The 15,594-nt window shown below is 71.3% G+C and carries 11 protein-coding genes; 4 read left to right on the top strand and 7 right to left on the bottom strand.

Annotated elements, in window-relative coordinates; genetic code table 11:
* Positions 1–14: 14 nt before the first annotated feature.
* Positions 15–935, bottom strand: a complete 921-nt coding sequence (locus tag BM360_RS08165) for an NAD-dependent epimerase/dehydratase family protein (protein WP_093313193.1) — start codon at positions 933–935, stop codon at positions 15–17.
* A 182-nt stretch (positions 936–1,117) separates the two neighbouring features.
* Between BM360_RS08165 and BM360_RS08160 the strand changes: the two genes are divergently transcribed.
* The 4 genes from BM360_RS08160 to BM360_RS08145 all read left to right on the top strand — a co-directional run bounded on the left by BM360_RS08160 (position 1,118) and on the right by BM360_RS08145 (position 7,132).
* On the top strand, positions 1,118–1,990 hold the full coding sequence (locus tag BM360_RS08160) for an amidohydrolase family protein (RefSeq protein ID WP_093313191.1): 873 nt from the start codon (positions 1,118–1,120) through the stop codon (positions 1,988–1,990).
* Positions 1,991–2,001: 11 nt separating this feature from the next.
* The gene (locus BM360_RS08155) at positions 2,002–3,615 is read left to right on the top strand and encodes a class I adenylate-forming enzyme family protein (protein ID WP_093313906.1); all 1,614 of its coding nucleotides are present in this window, start codon (positions 2,002–2,004) and stop codon (positions 3,613–3,615) included.
* Positions 3,616–3,847: 232 nt separating this feature from the next.
* Positions 3,848–5,524 carry an FAD-dependent oxidoreductase gene (locus BM360_RS08150; protein ID WP_093313188.1) on the top strand — a complete coding sequence of 559 codons (1,677 nt, stop codon included), beginning with the start codon at positions 3,848–3,850 and terminating at the stop codon, positions 5,522–5,524.
* A gap of 72 nt (positions 5,525–5,596) precedes the next feature.
* Complete coding sequence (locus BM360_RS08145; protein ID WP_093313904.1) at positions 5,597–7,132, top strand: FAD-binding protein; 1,536 nt, start codon at positions 5,597–5,599, stop codon at positions 7,130–7,132.
* Here the strand turns inward: BM360_RS08145 and BM360_RS08140 are convergent.
* The 6 genes from BM360_RS08140 to BM360_RS08115 are packed head-to-tail and all read right to left on the bottom strand — an operon-like array spanning position 7,129 to position 15,555.
* Positions 7,129–8,031 carry an NAD(P)-dependent oxidoreductase gene (locus BM360_RS08140; protein ID WP_093313186.1) on the bottom strand — a complete coding sequence of 301 codons (903 nt, stop codon included), beginning with the start codon at positions 8,029–8,031 and terminating at the stop codon, positions 7,129–7,131. The genes BM360_RS08145 and BM360_RS08140 overlap by 4 nt on opposite strands.
* Positions 8,028–10,121 (bottom strand): acetate--CoA ligase family protein, encoded by a 2,094-nt coding sequence (locus tag BM360_RS08135; RefSeq protein WP_165611239.1) that lies wholly within the window; start codon positions 10,119–10,121, stop codon positions 8,028–8,030. Before BM360_RS08135 ends, BM360_RS08140 begins: the two co-directional genes overlap by 4 nt.
* Positions 10,111–11,202, bottom strand: a complete 1,092-nt coding sequence (locus tag BM360_RS08130; protein WP_093313181.1) for an NAD-dependent epimerase/dehydratase family protein — start codon at positions 11,200–11,202, stop codon at positions 10,111–10,113. The genes BM360_RS08135 and BM360_RS08130 overlap by 11 nt, the downstream gene beginning before the upstream one ends.
* Complete coding sequence (locus BM360_RS08125; protein ID WP_093313179.1) at positions 11,199–12,251, bottom strand: alcohol dehydrogenase catalytic domain-containing protein; 1,053 nt, start codon at positions 12,249–12,251, stop codon at positions 11,199–11,201. Before BM360_RS08125 ends, BM360_RS08130 begins: the two co-directional genes overlap by 4 nt.
* Positions 12,248–14,554 carry a CaiB/BaiF CoA-transferase family protein gene (locus tag BM360_RS08120; RefSeq protein ID WP_093313177.1) on the bottom strand — a complete coding sequence of 769 codons (2,307 nt, stop codon included), beginning with the start codon at positions 14,552–14,554 and terminating at the stop codon, positions 12,248–12,250. The genes BM360_RS08125 and BM360_RS08120 overlap by 4 nt, the downstream gene beginning before the upstream one ends.
* 26 nt (positions 14,555–14,580) lie before the next feature.
* Complete coding sequence (locus BM360_RS08115) at positions 14,581–15,555, bottom strand: alpha/beta hydrolase (protein WP_093313175.1); 975 nt, start codon at positions 15,553–15,555, stop codon at positions 14,581–14,583.
* Positions 15,556–15,594 lie beyond the last annotated feature (39 nt).

Here is a 15,594-nt window from a genome sequence, read left to right as displayed (position 1 = left end):
ATGTGGCCAGCGGCTCACGCCATGCGGTGACGCCGCTTATAGTCGTCGTAGAGCGCCTCGACCGCGCTGCGCACGTCGCCGCAGCGATAGCCGAGCAGCGCCGTCTCGGCCGGGGTGGGCTCATAGCGTATCACGCCGCCGCGGCCGGCGGGCTGTGCCGCGTCGGGCAGCAGCGGATGCTCCTCGTCGCGCACCTTGGGGCGGAGCGGGCTGCCGACCGTTTCGAAGAAGAGGTGGAAATAGTCTTGGTAGGTCATGTCATCGTCGCCGACGAGATAGGCGGTGCCGCCCGCGCCCCGCGCGATCGCGCCTTCCATCGCCTCCGCCAGCGAGCGGACGGACATGAAGTTGGACGCGCCGGGCGGGCAGAAGACCGGCATCGGATCCAGTAGGCCGAGCGCATAGGCGAAGTATGCATCGAAGAAGGGCACGGCGAGCCCCGGATAGGCGCCGACCATCACCGGCGCGTTCAGGCTGCACACGCGGAAGCCCGGCGCGTCCAGCGCGCGCACCCGCTCGTCCGCCGCCTTGCGCGACATGAGATAGGGATCGCCGTCCACGACGTGCGGCGCGGCCTGAGGGTAGAAGCTGCCGATATAGATCGCCGTCTCGATGCCGCCGTCGCGCGCGCGCTCGAAGAAGCGGGGTATCTGGACCGTGTTCGCCTCGTGATAATGATCCTCGGCCGGCGTGCCTTCGGGCAGGTGGCGGATGTCGTTGCCAGCAGCGAAAATCAGCGCGTCGAAGCCGCTGAGGTCGGCGGTCGCGAAGTCTCCCGCGGCATAGTCGCCGATCAGCACGGGCAGACCGTCGATCGCGGTGCCGGGCGCGGGCTTGCGGCGGGCGGCGAGCGTCACCGCATGGCCGCGGCCGGCGAGGTGGAGCGCGGCGTGGCCGCCGATCATGCCCGTGCCGCCGACGATGAGAATTTTCATGGCCAATCGCTCCCTGCTCGGCCCGCGCTTGGCACGGCACAAGGCGGCGGACCTAGCGCGGCGCCATCGCCGATCCGTGCGGCTTTGCTTTTCCGGCCATCAAGGCAGGCCGCACGTCGGCCCGCGTTGAACCCCGCGCTCCGGCCCAATATCAGCCGGGCGTGCTTTGGGAGAGTGATCGCATGGGTTCGGCCTCGCACGCGGTGATCGACCTGTCGCTGAACATCCCGGTGAGCCTGAGCAACACGGAATGGTATGCGCCCTTCCTGCCGCTGCTGCGCGATGCCGAAAGCCGCGAGAGCTTCAAGATGCCCGCGCAATATATGTTCAAGGGCATTCCCGACCTGTCCAAGATCGACGGCTTCACCGATCACACCTTCGCGCTGATGGACCGGTTCGGCATCGAAATCGCAATGATGGGCTTCAACGAAGGCTCGCCGGTCACCGCCGACGTTGCCGCGCGCTACCGCCACCGCGTGCTGTTCGAGCTGCAGATCGATCCCAATCGGGGCGTGGAGGAGGTGCGCCGGATCCGCCGGCTCCATGCCGATCATGGCATCGACGCGCTGTCCATCTTTCCGTGCGGCGTGGTGCCGCAGGTGCCGATCGACGACAAGCGCATGTGGCCGATCTACAGCCTGTGCTGTGAGCTCGATCTGGCAATCATGGTCAATGTCGGCGTGCCAGGGCCGCGGCTGCCGATGGCGCCGCAGCGGGTCGAACTGGTGGACGAGGTCTGCTGGTTCTTCCCGGAGCTGAAGTTCGTCATGCGCCACGGGGCGGAGCCGTGGGAGGCGTTGGCGGTGAAGCTGATGCTGAAATATCCGAACCTCTATTACTCGACGAGCGCCTTCGCGCCGAAACATTATCCCAAGGCGATCGTGGACTTCGCCAATACGCGCGGATCGAACCAGGTGATGTATGCGGGCTATTACCCCTCGGGGCTGAGCCTCGAGCGGATCTTCGCCGAATTGCCGGGCGTGCCGTTCCGCGACGAGGTGCGACGCAAGTTTCTCCGGGGAAACGCGGCACGCCTGTTCAGGGTGGCGCAGTGAGGTTGGGCCAGATGCAGGATGCCTTCGCCGCGCTGACCGCCCCAGGTGCGGAGTATGAGATCGTCGAGGATACGGACGGCACGCGCCTGTTCCGCACCGCGCCTGCGAGCCTCGGCGCGATCTATGCCGAGAGCGCGGCGCGCTTCGGACCACGCGAGTTCCTCGTCTTCGAGGATCAGCGCTACACCTTTGCCCAATTCTATGCCGCGGCCGAGGCGATGCGGCGGCGGATCGCACCACGGCGGGGCGAGCGGATCGCCATCGCCATGCGCAACCGGCCCGAATGGCTGATCGCCTTCGTCGCGATCACGGCGGGCGGGGCGAGCGCGGTGCTGGTCAACAGCCGCGGCACGCCCGCGGACCTTGCCGCCGCGGTCGAAGATGCGGGGTGTAGGCTGGTCGTGGCGGATGCACGGCGGGCACAGGCACTGGCGACATGTCCGGTCGATCTGATCGACGTGGACGACGGCGTGGCGACCGGCGGGAGCGAGCCGCTGCAGATCGCCGACATCGATCCCATGGACGAGGCAGCGGTGATCTTCACCACGGGCACGTCGGGGCGGGCCAAGGGCGCGATGCACAGCCATCGGGGCGTCGTCGCGGCGCTGATGAACATTGCCTTCTCCCGCGCGAGCGCGATGCATGACGCGACGCGCCATCTGCCGCGCGAGGTGCTGGCGGGGCTCGCGGCCATGCAGCCGTCGGTGCTGACGCCCTATCCGCTCTTCCATGTCGCGGGGCTAAATTCCGATTTCCTCACTTTCCTGCGCACAGGCGGCAAGATGGTGCTGATGGGCCGGTGGGACGCGGCCGAGGCGCTGGCGCTGATCGAGCGCGAGCGGGTAATGGCGACATCCGGATCGCCCGCCATGCTGTGGGATTTGCTGCGCGCGCATGACGGCAGCCGCGACCTGTCCTCGCTCCAGGGGCTCGGCGTCGGCGGGCAGGCGCTGCCGCCGCGCCTGTTCGACGACGTGCGCGCGATGTTCCCCAATGCAGGCTTCGGCTGCGGCTTCGGTCAGACGGAGGTGGGCGGGCCGGTGAGCAGCGCGAGCCTGCGCCTGCTGGTTGAGAAGCCCGGCTGCTCGGGCCGGCCGGTGCCCGCGATCGACCTGCGCATCGCCGACCAGGCGGGCGCGCCGCTGCCGGCACGCAAAGCTGGCGAGATCCTCGTGCGCGGAGCGTGCGCGGCGACGGGCTATTGCAACCTGCCGGAGGAGACGGCGGAGACGTTCCGCGACGGCTGGGTGCATACGGGCGACATCGGCTATCTCGATCAAGACGGCGTGCTGTTCGTGATCGACCGGCGGCGGAGCATCCTCATCTCGGGGGGCGAGAATATCTCGCTGACGGAGATCGAGCATGCCGCGCAAGCCGATCCGAACGTGATCGACGCCGCCGCCATTGCAGTCGCGGACGAGCGGATGGGCGAGGTGCCGGTGCTGGCGGTGACGCCGCGCGACGGCGTGCTGGACGAGGCGAGCCTCGCCGCGCGGCTGGCGGAGCGGCTGGCCGCCTATAAGTTGCCGCGCCGCATCGTCGCGGTGGCGGCGATCCCGCGCAACCATATGGACAAGATCGACCGTGCGGCGCTGCGCGCGATGGTGCCGCCGGGCATTAATTGACGAAGTTGGCACTCAGACGCCCTTTCCCGACACCGGACCTGTAGGACGGCCAAGGGGTGGGTCCGAGCCTTGGAAAAGAGCCGGAGCGGTTCGTAGCGTCGGAATCCTACGCCGCAACGCCCAAGCGCGTGGCCAGATCGCCGCAGCATCCGGCGGCGGCAAAAAGGGGACGCTCGCCAGGCGCGGACGGGGCTCTATGGTCACGGACAGGCAGGGGAGTGAGCGCGCGATCATGGACCGGCAAGTAGATATCCTCATCGTCGGATCGGGCGGCGGGGCGCTGACGGCGGCGGTCGTCGCGGCGGATCGCGGCGCGGACGTGCTGGTGATCGAGAAAGGCGATCGGTTCGGCGGCACCACCGCCACGTCGGGCGGCGTGCTGTGGATCCCGAACAGCCACCGTGTCGCGGCGGCGGGGCAGGAGGATAATGACGAGGACGCGATCCGCTACATCCGGTCGCTCGCCGGCGATGTCGCGCCCGAGCGCATCCGTGCCTTCGTGGAGGCGGCACCGCGCATGCTGCGTTACCTGGAGGAGCGTGCGGGCCTGCGCTACGACGCCATCCCCTATACCGATTACCATGCCGAGCAGCCGGGCGGGCGCCTCGGTTATCGCAGCCACGAGCCGCATCCGCTCGACGGGCGGCTGCTGGGCGACGCGCTGGAGCGGATGTGGCCGACGCACCAGTCGGCCATGCTGTTCGGCAAGATCACGTGGACCGCATCGGAGGCGGCGCCGCTCATCTCGCGCTCCAAGGGGTGGCAGCGCAGCCTGGCGCGGGTGCTGTGGCGTTATTATTCGGATGTGCGCCAGCGTGTCCGCTCGCCTCGGTCGCGCTTCCTGACGAGCGGCAATGCGCTGATCGGGCGGCTGTGGCTGGCGCTGGAGGCGCGCGGCGTGCCGCTGGAGCTGAACACCGCGCTCAAGGACCTGATCGTCGAGAATGGCCGCGTGGTCGGCGCGGAGGTGGTGTCGGGCGGCAAGGCGGGCATCATCCGGGCCGCGCGCGGCGTGATCCTGGCGGCGGGCGGCTATGAGCGAAACGGGCGCCTGCGCGGCGAGCACCTGACCGCCTCACCCGATGCGGGGTGGAGCGGCGGCCAGCCCTATAACGAGGGCGACGCGCTGGTCGCCGCCACGCGGATCGGCGCGGCGACCGAGCGGATGGACGCGGCGTGGTGGGCGCCGAGCGTCTCCGTGCCCGGCGAGGACCGTGCGCGGCCCCTGTTCTTCGAGCGTGGCCTGCCCGGCGCGATCATCGTCAACCAGGCGGGCGAGCGCTACACCAACGAAGCCGCCTCCTATCACATCGTCGGATCGCAGATGATCGCGTGCGACCGGCCGGGTGCCGGCACGGCGCCGTCCTGGGTGCTGTTCGATCAGGTGTTTCGCGCGCGTTATCCGATGGGGCCGGTGATGCCGCTGCCCGATGCCTTCCTGTCGAAGGAGGTGCGCAGCATCCTCCACAAGGCCGACAGCATCGACGACCTGGCGCAGCAGATCGGCGTGCCGCCCGCCCGCCTGATCGCCACGGTGGAGCGGTTCAACCGCTTCGCCCGCAACGGCAAGGACGAGGATTTCGGCCGCGGCGACAATCCCTATGACCGTTATTACGGCGACCCGAAGGCGGGCCTGAACCCGAACCTCGCGCCGCTGGCCAAGCCGCCTTTCTATGCGCTGCGCGTGGATCCCGGCGATATCGGCACCAGCGGCGGGCTCGTCACCGACGTCAATGGCGCGGTGCTGGACACGAGCGGGCGGCCGCTGCCGGGGCTCTACGCCATCGGCAATACGAGTTCGTCGGTGATGGGCCGCGCCTATCCGGGGGCGGGGGCGACGATCGCGCCGGCGATGACGTTCGGCATGCTGGCCGCCGAACATGCGACGGGGCGCAACAACCTCGCCTGAGGCGCCCGCTTTCCGGTGGACGCGGGCGGCGGCGCGTGGCGAAATGCGGCAAACGAGAGAGCGGAGAAGGCCATGCCGGTGTGGGACGAGGAATGCGACGTGCTGGTCGTCGGCTCCGGCGCGGGCGGCATGACGGGCGCCTATACCGCCGCGCGCGAGGGGCTGCGCGTGATCCTCGCCGAGGCGACCGACCGCTTCGGCGGCACCAGCGCCTATTCGGGCGGCGGCATGTGGTTCCCCTGCAATGCGGTGCTGCGGCGCGCGGGCGACGACGACACGATGGAGGATGCACGCGATTATTACCGCGCGGTGGTGGGCGACCGGACGCCGCGCGACGTGCAGGATGCCTATCTGGAGACGGGCCGCAAACTGATCGACTATCTGGAGCAGGATCCCGGGTTCGAGTTCATCGTCTATCCCTGGCCCGATTATTACGGCCGGGTGCCCAAGGCGCGGGAGAGCGGGCGGCACATCATGCCGATGTCGCTCGACGGCGCGGCGCTGGGGGACCTGCGCGGCTCGCTCCGCGCGGCGCTGGGCGAGGAACGGCGGGGGCAGCCCGCGCCCGAGATGCTGGATGCGGGGCAGGCGCTGATCGGGCGCTTCCTGCTCGCCTTGTCGAAGATGCCGAATGCCGCACTCCGCCTGCGGCACGAGCTGGTCGAGTTCGTGCGCGAGGGGGATCGCGTGACCGGCGCGGTGATGGAGACGCCCGAGGGCGTGCGCCGCATCCGCGCGCATGCGGGCATCGTCGTCGCGGCCGGAGGGTTCGAGCATGATGCGGAGTTGCGCGCGCGCTTCGGCGTGGCGGGCGACGTGGCGGGCGCGATGGGGCCGCCGGGAAACAAGGGGCTGGCGCTGAAGGCCGGCATGGCGATCGGCGCGGACGTGGACCTGATGGACCAGGCGTGGTGGTCGCCCGGGCTGATGCAGCCGGACGGGACGGCGAGCTTCACGCTGGGCTTTGACGGCGGCATCTTCGTCGATCAGGACGGGCGGCGCTTCATCAACGAATCGCTGCCTTATGACCGGGCGGGGCGCGAGATCATCGCGCGCGTGAAGGAGGGGCGGCTGACCTTGCCCTTCTGGCTGGTCTATGACGATCGGGACGGGGGCATGCCGCCGATCCAGTTCCCGAACCTGCCCTTCGCGCCCGCCGAGGACTATCGCGCCGCCGGCCTGTGGCGCAGCGCGCCGACGCTCAGCGGGCTGGCCGACGCGATCGGCGTGCCGGCGGACGCGCTGGCAGCGACGGTGGAGCGGCATAACTGCCATGCCGAGCGCGGCGAGGATCCGGATTTCGAGCGCGGGGTGGAGGCGTTCGACCGCATGTTCACGGGCGGGGCGGTGCCGCTCGCGCCCATCGCCAGGCCGCCCTTCCACGCCGCCGCCTTCGGCCTGTCTGACCTCGGCACCAAGGGCGGCATGCGCACGGACGCACGCGCGCGCGTGCTGGACGGCGAGGGGCGCGTCATTCCGGGCCTCTATGCGGCAGGCAATTCGATGGCGGCGGTGAGTGGCGAGGCCTATCCGGGCGGCGGCAACCCGATCGGATCGAGCATGGTGTTCGCCTATCTCGCCGCGCGGGACATGGCGGCGGAGCGTTAACGCTCGAGGGCGGCGGCGATCTCGCGCACGGCACGCTGACGCAGTGCCAGAATCGATTCCACCGTGTCGCCCGCGCTGTGGGGCGAGAGGAGGAGGTTCGGCACGTCGGCCCAGCGTTGGGGCGGGGTCGGTTCCGTCTCGAACACGTCGAGCGCGGCCTGGCCGAGGCGACCGTCGCGGAGCGCCGCGATCAGCGCGTCCTCGTCCACCACGAAGCCGCGGGACAGGTTGACGAGCAGGCCGTCGGGGCCGAGCGCGTCGATCTCCGCTTGGCCGATCAGGTGGCGCGTCTCGTCATGCGCGAAGGCGGCGATGACGAGGATCTGCGTGGTCTGCGCGAGATCGAGGAGCGACTCCGCGCGTGGCCAGCCGGCGTCGGGCTTGGGGTTCGGCCCCCACCAGCGCACGTCGCAGCCGAGCGCGTCCAGCCGCCGCGCGCATTCGCGGCCGATATGGCCGAGCCCGACGATGCCGACGCGCGAGCCCGCCAGCCGCCGCGTGCTGGGCATGCGGCCCGAGGCCCACGCGCCCGAGCGGACAAAGCTGTCCGCGCCGAGCAGATTGCGGCGGAGCGCAAGGATCATGGCGACGCCATGTTCGGCGACGTCGCCGGCATGCGTCGCCCCCGCGGCATTGATCCGGATGCCGCGCCGCGTGGTCTCGGCCAGGTCGATGCCCGATTGGCCCGCGCCGAACACGACGATCTCCTGCAAGCCAGACAATTGCGCGAGCAGGTCCGCATCGAACCGGTCGATGCCGGAGGAGAAGGCGACGCGGACCTGCGCGGCCTCCGCAGCGCTCAGGTCGCTCCACGGGCCGACCATCTCGAATGCACCCGCGGCATCGGCGGCGATCACGCGGGCGAACGGCTCGATCAAAGCGAACACTTGGGGTTTCATGCCGTCCACTCGCCCCACGCATCCATCGCCTCGACGCCGTCCGCCAGCAGCGCCAGCGGATTGATCTCCAGCGTGGCGAGATCGGGCCCGAGCGCAAGCGCGCCGGTGGCGATGGCGGCGATCGCCTCCGCGACGGGTTCGAGCGCGACCGGCGGGCGGCCGCGCGCGCCGTCGAACAGGGGCGCGGCCCTGAGCGAGCGGAGCGCGGCGACGATCCGGTTGGGCGTCGCGGGGAGCGGCAACATGACGCTGTCGTCCAGCAGCTCGACCCAGACGCCGCCCAGGCCGAGGACGAGCATCGGACCCCACACGGCATCGCGCGTGATCGCGACGATCAGTTCGGCCAGCGGCCGGCGCATCGGCGAGACGGTGACGCCCTCCACGGCATGGCCCGCGCCGATGCGGGCGATCATGTCGGCCGCGGCGGCGCGCACGGCGGCGGCATCGGCGAGGTTCAGCGCGACGCCGCCCAAGTCGCTCTTGTGGGCCAGCGCGGGGGCGGCGATCTTGAGCGCGACGGGATAGCCGGTCGCGTCCGCGGCGACGACGGCGGCCTCCGCATCGGCAGCGAGGCGCATCGGAATGACGGGTACGCCGTGCGCGTCCAGCCACCCCAGCAGCGCGCGTTCGCCGTGTGGGCGGGGTGCGGGGGATGGGGCCGGTCCGCTGCTGACCGCAAGGCTGACGGGCCGCGGATCGAGCGCGCGGCGGCTCCAGTCGCGCAGGTGGGCGAGCGCGGTGGCGGCGGCCTTGAGGCCCGCGACCGATCCGGGCAGGCCAGCGGCGGCGAGCGCGTCTCGACCGACCGGCGTCACCGGCTCCGCCACCGTCGTCACCAGCGGCGGCACGCGTTCATGCGCCTTGTAGCCGCGGGCGATGGCGTCGAGCGTCTGGACGATCCACTCGGGCTCGCCGCCGACGGGCAGATCCCAGATGCAGAGCGCAAGACCGATCTCCGGATCGGCGGCGATGGCGGTGAGCAGGCGCTCCCACAGAGCGGGGTTGGCGAGCGCCGCGCCGGTCAGATCGAGCGGATTGCACGCGGTGCCGAAGCCCGAGACGATGCCGTCCAGCTCGGCCCGCACCGCAGGCGAGAAGGCGGGAAAGCTGATATTGGCGCTGCCCGCCAGATCGGACAGCACCTCGCCCGAGCCGCCCGAAATGGTCAGCGCGGCGACGCCGGGCCGGGCGACGGGGCCGGTCGCCTCCAGCAGGCGCGCGGTGGCGATCAGATCCTCGTAGCTGTCGACGCGGGCGATGCCGAGTTCGCGCGCCACCGCATCGAAGGCGCGATCCTCGCCCACCAGCGCGCCGGTATGCGCGGCGGCGAGCTGCGCGGTGTTGGCGCTGCGCCCCGCTTTCAGCAGCACGATCGGCTTGCCTGCGCGCAGCGCCCGCTCGGCCGCGGCGGCGAAGCGGGCGGGATCGTAGACCGCCTCGAGGAAGACGCCGATGGAGCGCGTATCCTCATCGTCGACGAGGAAATCGAGGATGTCGGCGATGGTCACGCCCGCCTCATTCCCCGCCAGCACCATGTGCGACAGGCCGAGCCCCTGCGCGTCGGCGATCTTGGCGAGATAGCCGCCGACCGAGCCCGACACGGATGCGATGCCGAAGCTGCCGCGCATATTCTGCCGTTCGAGAACGGAGAGCGGCACGTTATCGACGAAGTTGACGAAGCCGAGCGCATTGGGCCCGAGCAGAGCCACGTTCCGCTCCCGCGCGAGGCGGCGCAGCGCCTCCTGCTGCGCGGCGCCCTCGCCACCCACCTCGGCGAAGCCCGACGAGACGATGACGAGGCCGGTGACGCCCGCGTCGCACGCCTCGGCCACCGTCTCCAGCACGAGGTGAGAGGGCACGCAGACGAAGGCGGCGTCGGCGCCGCCATCCAGCTCACGCACGTGGCGGAGCGTCGGGCGGCCCTGCACGGGGGTGCCGCGCGGATTGACCAGCATCACCTCGCCCGCAAAGCCGAAACGATCGAAGTTGCGGATGACCGGCGCGGAGAAGGGGTTGCGATCCGACGCGCCGATCACCGCGATGCGGCGCGCGCGGAACATGCGGGCGAGGGCGCCGGGATCAGCGGCCACGATGATCTCGCTGCAAGCCTTGCTCCTTCGGGTGGGCATAAGGGTGGGCATCGTCGGGGGCGATCACCTCGACTGCCGCGGCCTCGTCGGCGAAGCGGCGGGCGAGATCGATCAGCCGATCCTCCGCCGCATAATCGAACACGTCGAGCATGCGCCGCTCGATCTCGCCGCCGCGCTCCAGCGGATTGTCCCGGTAGTGGCGGACGGTGCGGGCGACGGCCTCGAGCGTGGGCACGACATCGCGGTAGCCGAGCTCGTGCCGGATCAGGTTCAGGTCCATCAGCTTGTGATCGGTGAGCGGCGCGAGCGCGGCGCGGCGGGTGGCGGGCGTATCGGGCACGGAGGCGATCTCCAGCCTGACGCCGAGCGCGTCGGCCGCCACCTCGACGAACTGGCGGAGATCGAGCTGCACCTCGTCGCCGCAGTTATAGATGCGACCGGCGGCGACGCCGGGCTGATCCACCACGAGCATGACCGCGTGGGCGATGTTCTCGGCAAATCCATGCATCAGCAGGCCCATGCCGCCGTTGATCAGCACGATGCTGCGCCGCCCGTCGAGCACGCGCCGCACCACCGACCATTCGCGCGGCACCAGCTGGCGCGGCCCATAGACATAGGGGTAGCGCAGGATCGTCGCGCTCGGATGATGCGCGAGGACGGCGGCCTCGGCGGCGGCGACGCGGGCGGCGAAGGCATGATCGGCCTTGTCGGTGACGAGCGGCGCATCCTCGGGCGTGGGGATGGGCAGGCCGGAGGGGCGGTTCGCCGCGGGGACGTAGAAGCCGCGATAGCCGACGAAGCCGCCAATGCCGATGAAGCGCCCGGCGCGGCCCGCCAGCGCCTCCGCCACGATGCCGAGCCGGCCGTAGCTGGCGACGACGAGATCGAAGCTGCGCGTGCCCAGCGCCTCGCGGAGGGGATCGAGGAAGTGGGGATCGCCGCGGATCACCTCGACATCCTGCGCCAGCGCGATCGGGTGGACGCCGCGGTTCAGCACCGCGACGCGGTAGCCGCGGGCGCGCAGGCCCTCGACGATGTGCGGGCCGGTGGGGCCGCTGCCGCCGATCACCAGGGCCTTCATTGCGTGAACTCCGTCGTGGGCAGGCTCAGGTTGATGACGATGCGGCCGAACGCCTCGCGCGCCTCCAGTCGGCGATGCGCATCGGCGACGCGGTCGAGCGGGATCGTCTCGTCGATGGTCGCGGCGAGCGTGCCGTCGCGCACCAGCGGCATCAGCTCGGCAAGCGCTTCCAGGGTGACATTGTCCGAGCCGAGCAGGTCGATCGCGCCGACGACGAGCAGGCCGACATTGAGTTGGAGCGGCGCGGGATCGACATTGCCGATGGCGACGACGCGGCCATAGGGGCGGACCGCGCGGAGCGTGCCGTTGAGCGTGGGCGAGCCGACACAGTCGATGGCGGCGTCCACGCCCTGCCGGCGCTTGCCCCGCACCTGCTTGTGGATGGTGGTGCCATCGTCGACGATCACCTCGTCGGCGCCCATCGCGCGCAGGCGATCTTCCTTCGCGGCGCTGCCCGTCACCGCCCAGACGTGCGCGCCGCGCAGCTTCGCCGCCTGCAGCGCCGCCAGGCCGACGCCGCCGCTGGCGCCCGTCACCAGCACATGCTCGCCCGGCCTCACGCGTGCCTTGTGGACGACATTGTTGTAGCCGACGCCGAGCGCGCTCATCAGCGTGGCGGCGACGGGCCAGGCAATGCCGTCGATCAGCCGCACCAGCGCGCTGCGATGCACGCGGACCAGCTCGGCATAGCCGCCATTCACCGTCAGGCCATACGCCTCGGTGATTGCCTGACAGCGGCGCGGCTCGCCCGCCCGGCAGGCTTCGCACTGGCCGCAGGCGGCGGTGTAGAGGTTGAGGACGCGGTCACCCACCGACCATTCGGTGACGTTCGCCCCGACCGCGGCGACTTCGCCGGCAAATTCGTGGCCCTGCACGATCGGCAGCACCATGCCGAGCGGCGCGCTGCGCCGCTCGATCAGGTCGCGGTGGGCGACGCCGCAGGCGCGGACGCGGACCAGCACGTCATCGGGGCCGGGCACCGGATCGGGCAGGGTGCGCAGGTGGAGCTGCTCCGGCCCGCCGGCGGCGGCGAGGACGACCGCCCTCATGCCTGCACCGGGCGGGTGCCGATGATCCTGTCCTTCGCCAGCGCGGCGAGCGCCGCATCGTCGAGGCCCGAGCGGGCGCGCAGCACGGCTTCGTTATGCTCGCCCAGCAGCGGGGCGGGGCGGGTGAGCGGGGGATAGGCGCCGTCGATGCGGAAGGGCAGGTTGGGGAAGCCGATCGGGCCGACCACCGCATGATCCATCCGATTGAAGAAACCGCGCGCGACGAGCTGCGGATGGCCGGCCAGCAGGCGGACGTTGCGCAAGGGGGCGGCGGCGATGCCGGCGGCGAGCAGCGCCTCGACCAGCGAGGCGGCATCGCGCTCTGCGGTCCAGCTGGCGAGGCGGTCGAGGATCTCCGCCTCGTCGGCGCGGCGGCCGGGGGCCGCCTGCCATGCCGCGCGGCGGAGCTCGGGATCGTCGGCGAGGGCGAGCAGGGCGGCCCACGCGGCGTCATCGACGATGGAAAGCGCGATGCCGGCCCCGTCCCGCGTCGGCAGCACGCCCTGCGGCACCGCGCCCGGCCCGCTATTGCCCGAGCGTTCGAGGTGGCTGCCATAGACCTGCCGGTCGATCACCGCCTCCGCCGAGACGGCAATGCCCGCCTCCGCCAGGCTCGCTTCGACCAGCCGGCCGCGGCCGTCCTGCGCGCGCAGTTCCAGCGCGCAGATCGTGGCGAAGGCGCCGTTCACGCCGCCGAGTGGATCGACGCAGCCGCGTGGCGGCACGGGCGGGCGATCCGGATAGCCGGTGAGCGCGGCCATGCCCGAGACCTGCTCCATCGTCATGGCGAAGCCGGTGCGATCGCGCCACGGCCCGTCGAGGCCGAAGGCGGGCATGCGCAGCATGACGAGGCGCGGATTGAGGGCATGGACGACATCCCAGCTGAGCCCGAAGCCCTCCATCACGCGCGGCGAGAAATTCTCGATCAGCACGTCGCTGTCGGCGATCAGGCGCTTGAGCAGAGCGACGCCGTCGGCCCGCGTCAGATCGAGGGTGATGCCCTGCTTGCCGGCATTGGCGCCGAGGAAGACGGGCGAACATTCCCACATCGGCCGATCCCGCGGGGCGAAGCCGCCGGCATAGCGCATCCCGTCCGGCCGCTGGACCGACTCCACCTTGAGCACGTCGGCGCCGAGCGCGGCCAGCACGAAGCCCGCCATCGGCCCCGCCCAGAAGGCGGAGAGATCGAGCACGCGGAGGCCGGCGAGGGCCGCGCCAGCCTGCGCCGGCAAAGCGGGCGGCGGCGGGGTGGCATCGGCGGGTGTCGTGATCTGGTAGGGCGGGCGCGGTTCCTCATGGCCCTCGGGCACCGGCGCGAACACGCCACGGGCGCGGAAATGATCCATGTCGCGCACCGTCGTCGCATCGCCGAGCGGCGTCACCGGGATGCGCAGCGCCAGCGCCTCCGCCACCAGCTGCTCGACGGTGCGGGTCTGCGTGTAGGCGGAGATGAGCGGCTGGATGCGATCCAGCGCGGCGAAGCGCTGGTTGCCGAAGCGAATGTCGTCATCCTCGCCGAGCTCGGCGTGGCCGATCATGCGCGCGAAGTTGCGCCATTGCTGATCGGTGATCGTGGCATAGCCGACCCAGCCGTCGCTCGCCCGCTCGATCGAAGGCACGTCGAGCGTGGTGGCGGCGAGCTTGCCCGGTTCCAGCTCGCCATGGATCGACTGATAGGCCTGGAGGCAGAGCGTCATCGCCTCGAATTCGGACAGGTCGATATGGTGGCCGCGCCCGTCGCTGCGGGCGAGGCGCCACGCGGCAAGCGCGGCGACCGCGGCGAAGCTGCCGGCGATATAGTCGCCAAGCTCGCCGCCGGTCGCCAGCGGCGGGCGATCGGCATAGCCGCGCGAATGGAGGCTGCCCGTCTCCGCCTGGAGGGTGAATTCGGTGGCGGGGGTGGCGGCGGCAGGACCGTCGGCGCCCCAGGGGCTGATCGCGACGATGGACAAGGCCGGGTGATCGGCGCGGAGCCGCCCGGGGTCGAGGCCGAGCGCGGCGAGCCCGCCATCGTCGATCAGCAGGTCCGCAGCGGGCAGGAGCGCGGCGAGATCGGCGTGCGCGGCGATCCGCTTGGCGCGGTTGAGATGGGTGAAGAGCGCGCCCGTCTCACCGGGACCGAGCGGGTCCGCGCGGCCCATCGCGGCGGCGGCCTTGCGGCGGCGGAGCGGGCTGCCGCCCTTCGGCTCGACCAGCGTGACCGCCGCGCCCGCATCGGCCAGCATCTTGCCCGCATAGGCCGCGGCGATGCCGTGCCCCACCTCGACGACGCGCAGCCGGGCAAGCGGCGATCCCTGATCCATGCGGCTCTCCCGTTCCTGTCTTGCTTCTATCCGGCGTCGGCCAACGACGAGGCCCAGCGCTCGACCCGGTCGAACAGGCGGGTGCGGCTGGGATAGATGAAGTGGTTGTGGCGCGTATCCTGCAGCACCAGCAAGGTGACGTCGGGGCTGCCGCGGTAGAGGGCGGGGGCGGCGTGGGGCTGATCGTGCATGTCGCCGTCGCCGAGCGCCAGCAGCACGGGCACGTCGAGCGCGGCGGCATCGGGCGCGCCGGCATCCGGCAGCAGCGCCATCAGCGAGGGCGTGGTCAGCACCCGGTCCATCGCAGCGCTGAGCGAGATGGCCCGCTTGCTGGGCGGCGCCTGCAGCGTGATGAACGGATCGGGCGAGCGGGCACGCGCCAGCTCGATCAGCCGCGCGCGCGCCTCGGCCGGGGGCAGCGCGCGCTCGGCGTCGGAGAGATAGTCGGGCAGGCCGCGATGCTGGAAGCCGAACAAGGCGACGGCGAGATGGATCGGGTCCGCCGCCTGCTGCATCGTCGTCAGCAGCGCGCCGAAGCTGTGGCCGGTGCCGATCGAGCGGATGTCCGGCAGCGCGGGATAGCCCTCCGCCAGCGTGCCGCCCCGCAAGGCGCCGAGGATCTCGCGCGCGGTGACGGCGATGGCGGCGGCCATGTTGTCGGGATGGAGCAGGAAGGCGTCGTCGGGCACCGTGCTCTCGCCCACGCCGAGGGGATCGAGCAGGGCGACGGCATGGCCGCGCGCCAGCATCGCACGCGCGAAGCTGACCTCCGCCTCGCCGGGCGGGGTCGCCAGATCGAAATAGCGGCGGTTCATGCCGCCGCCCGGCAGGCAGACGAACAGCAGGCGCGGGCGCGCATCGCCCTCCGGCAGCAGGATCTCCGCCGCCATCGCCGCCGGCTGGTCGATCCCGGCGACCGCCGTCACGTCCACCCGGCGGTGGACGCGGCGCACGCCGCCGTGATCGTGGCTGGCGCCCCGCTCTACGCAATTCGCATTCATGTCGTTCTTACCCTCTCCACATGCGTGGATAAGGCGTGT

Source organism: Sphingomonas jatrophae, from assembly GCF_900113315.1.
In the GTDB taxonomy this organism is placed as follows: Bacteria; Pseudomonadota; Alphaproteobacteria; order Sphingomonadales; family Sphingomonadaceae; genus Sphingomonas_P; species Sphingomonas_P jatrophae.
The sequence above is the reverse complement of the archived record's forward strand: the minus strand, read 5'-3'. Positions and strand labels throughout refer to the sequence as shown.

What these genes read in the sequence shown, in the direction of transcription:
- BM360_RS08155 (WP_093313906.1), top strand. Translation starts at nt 2,002, where the DNA reads ATGCAGGATGCCTTCGCCGCGCTGACCGCCCCAGGTGCGGAGTATGAG.
- BM360_RS08125 (WP_093313179.1), bottom strand. Translation starts at nt 12,251, where the DNA reads ATGAGGGCGGTCGTCCTCGCCGCCGCCGGCGGGCCGGAGCAGCTCCAC.
- BM360_RS08150 (WP_093313188.1), top strand. Translation starts at nt 3,848, where the DNA reads ATGGACCGGCAAGTAGATATCCTCATCGTCGGATCGGGCGGCGGGGCG.
- BM360_RS08140 (WP_093313186.1), bottom strand. Translation starts at nt 8,031, where the DNA reads ATGAAACCCCAAGTGTTCGCTTTGATCGAGCCGTTCGCCCGCGTGATC.
- BM360_RS08160 (WP_093313191.1), top strand. Translation starts at nt 1,118, where the DNA reads ATGGGTTCGGCCTCGCACGCGGTGATCGACCTGTCGCTGAACATCCCG.
- BM360_RS08130 (WP_093313181.1), bottom strand. Translation starts at nt 11,202, where the DNA reads ATGAAGGCCCTGGTGATCGGCGGCAGCGGCCCCACCGGCCCGCACATC.
- BM360_RS08115 (WP_093313175.1), bottom strand. Translation starts at nt 15,555, where the DNA reads ATGAATGCGAATTGCGTAGAGCGGGGCGCCAGCCACGATCACGGCGGC.
- BM360_RS08165 (WP_093313193.1), bottom strand. Translation starts at nt 935, where the DNA reads ATGAAAATTCTCATCGTCGGCGGCACGGGCATGATCGGCGGCCACGCC.
- BM360_RS08145 (WP_093313904.1), top strand. Translation starts at nt 5,597, where the DNA reads ATGCCGGTGTGGGACGAGGAATGCGACGTGCTGGTCGTCGGCTCCGGC.
- BM360_RS08120 (WP_093313177.1), bottom strand. Translation starts at nt 14,554, where the DNA reads ATGGATCAGGGATCGCCGCTTGCCCGGCTGCGCGTCGTCGAGGTGGGG.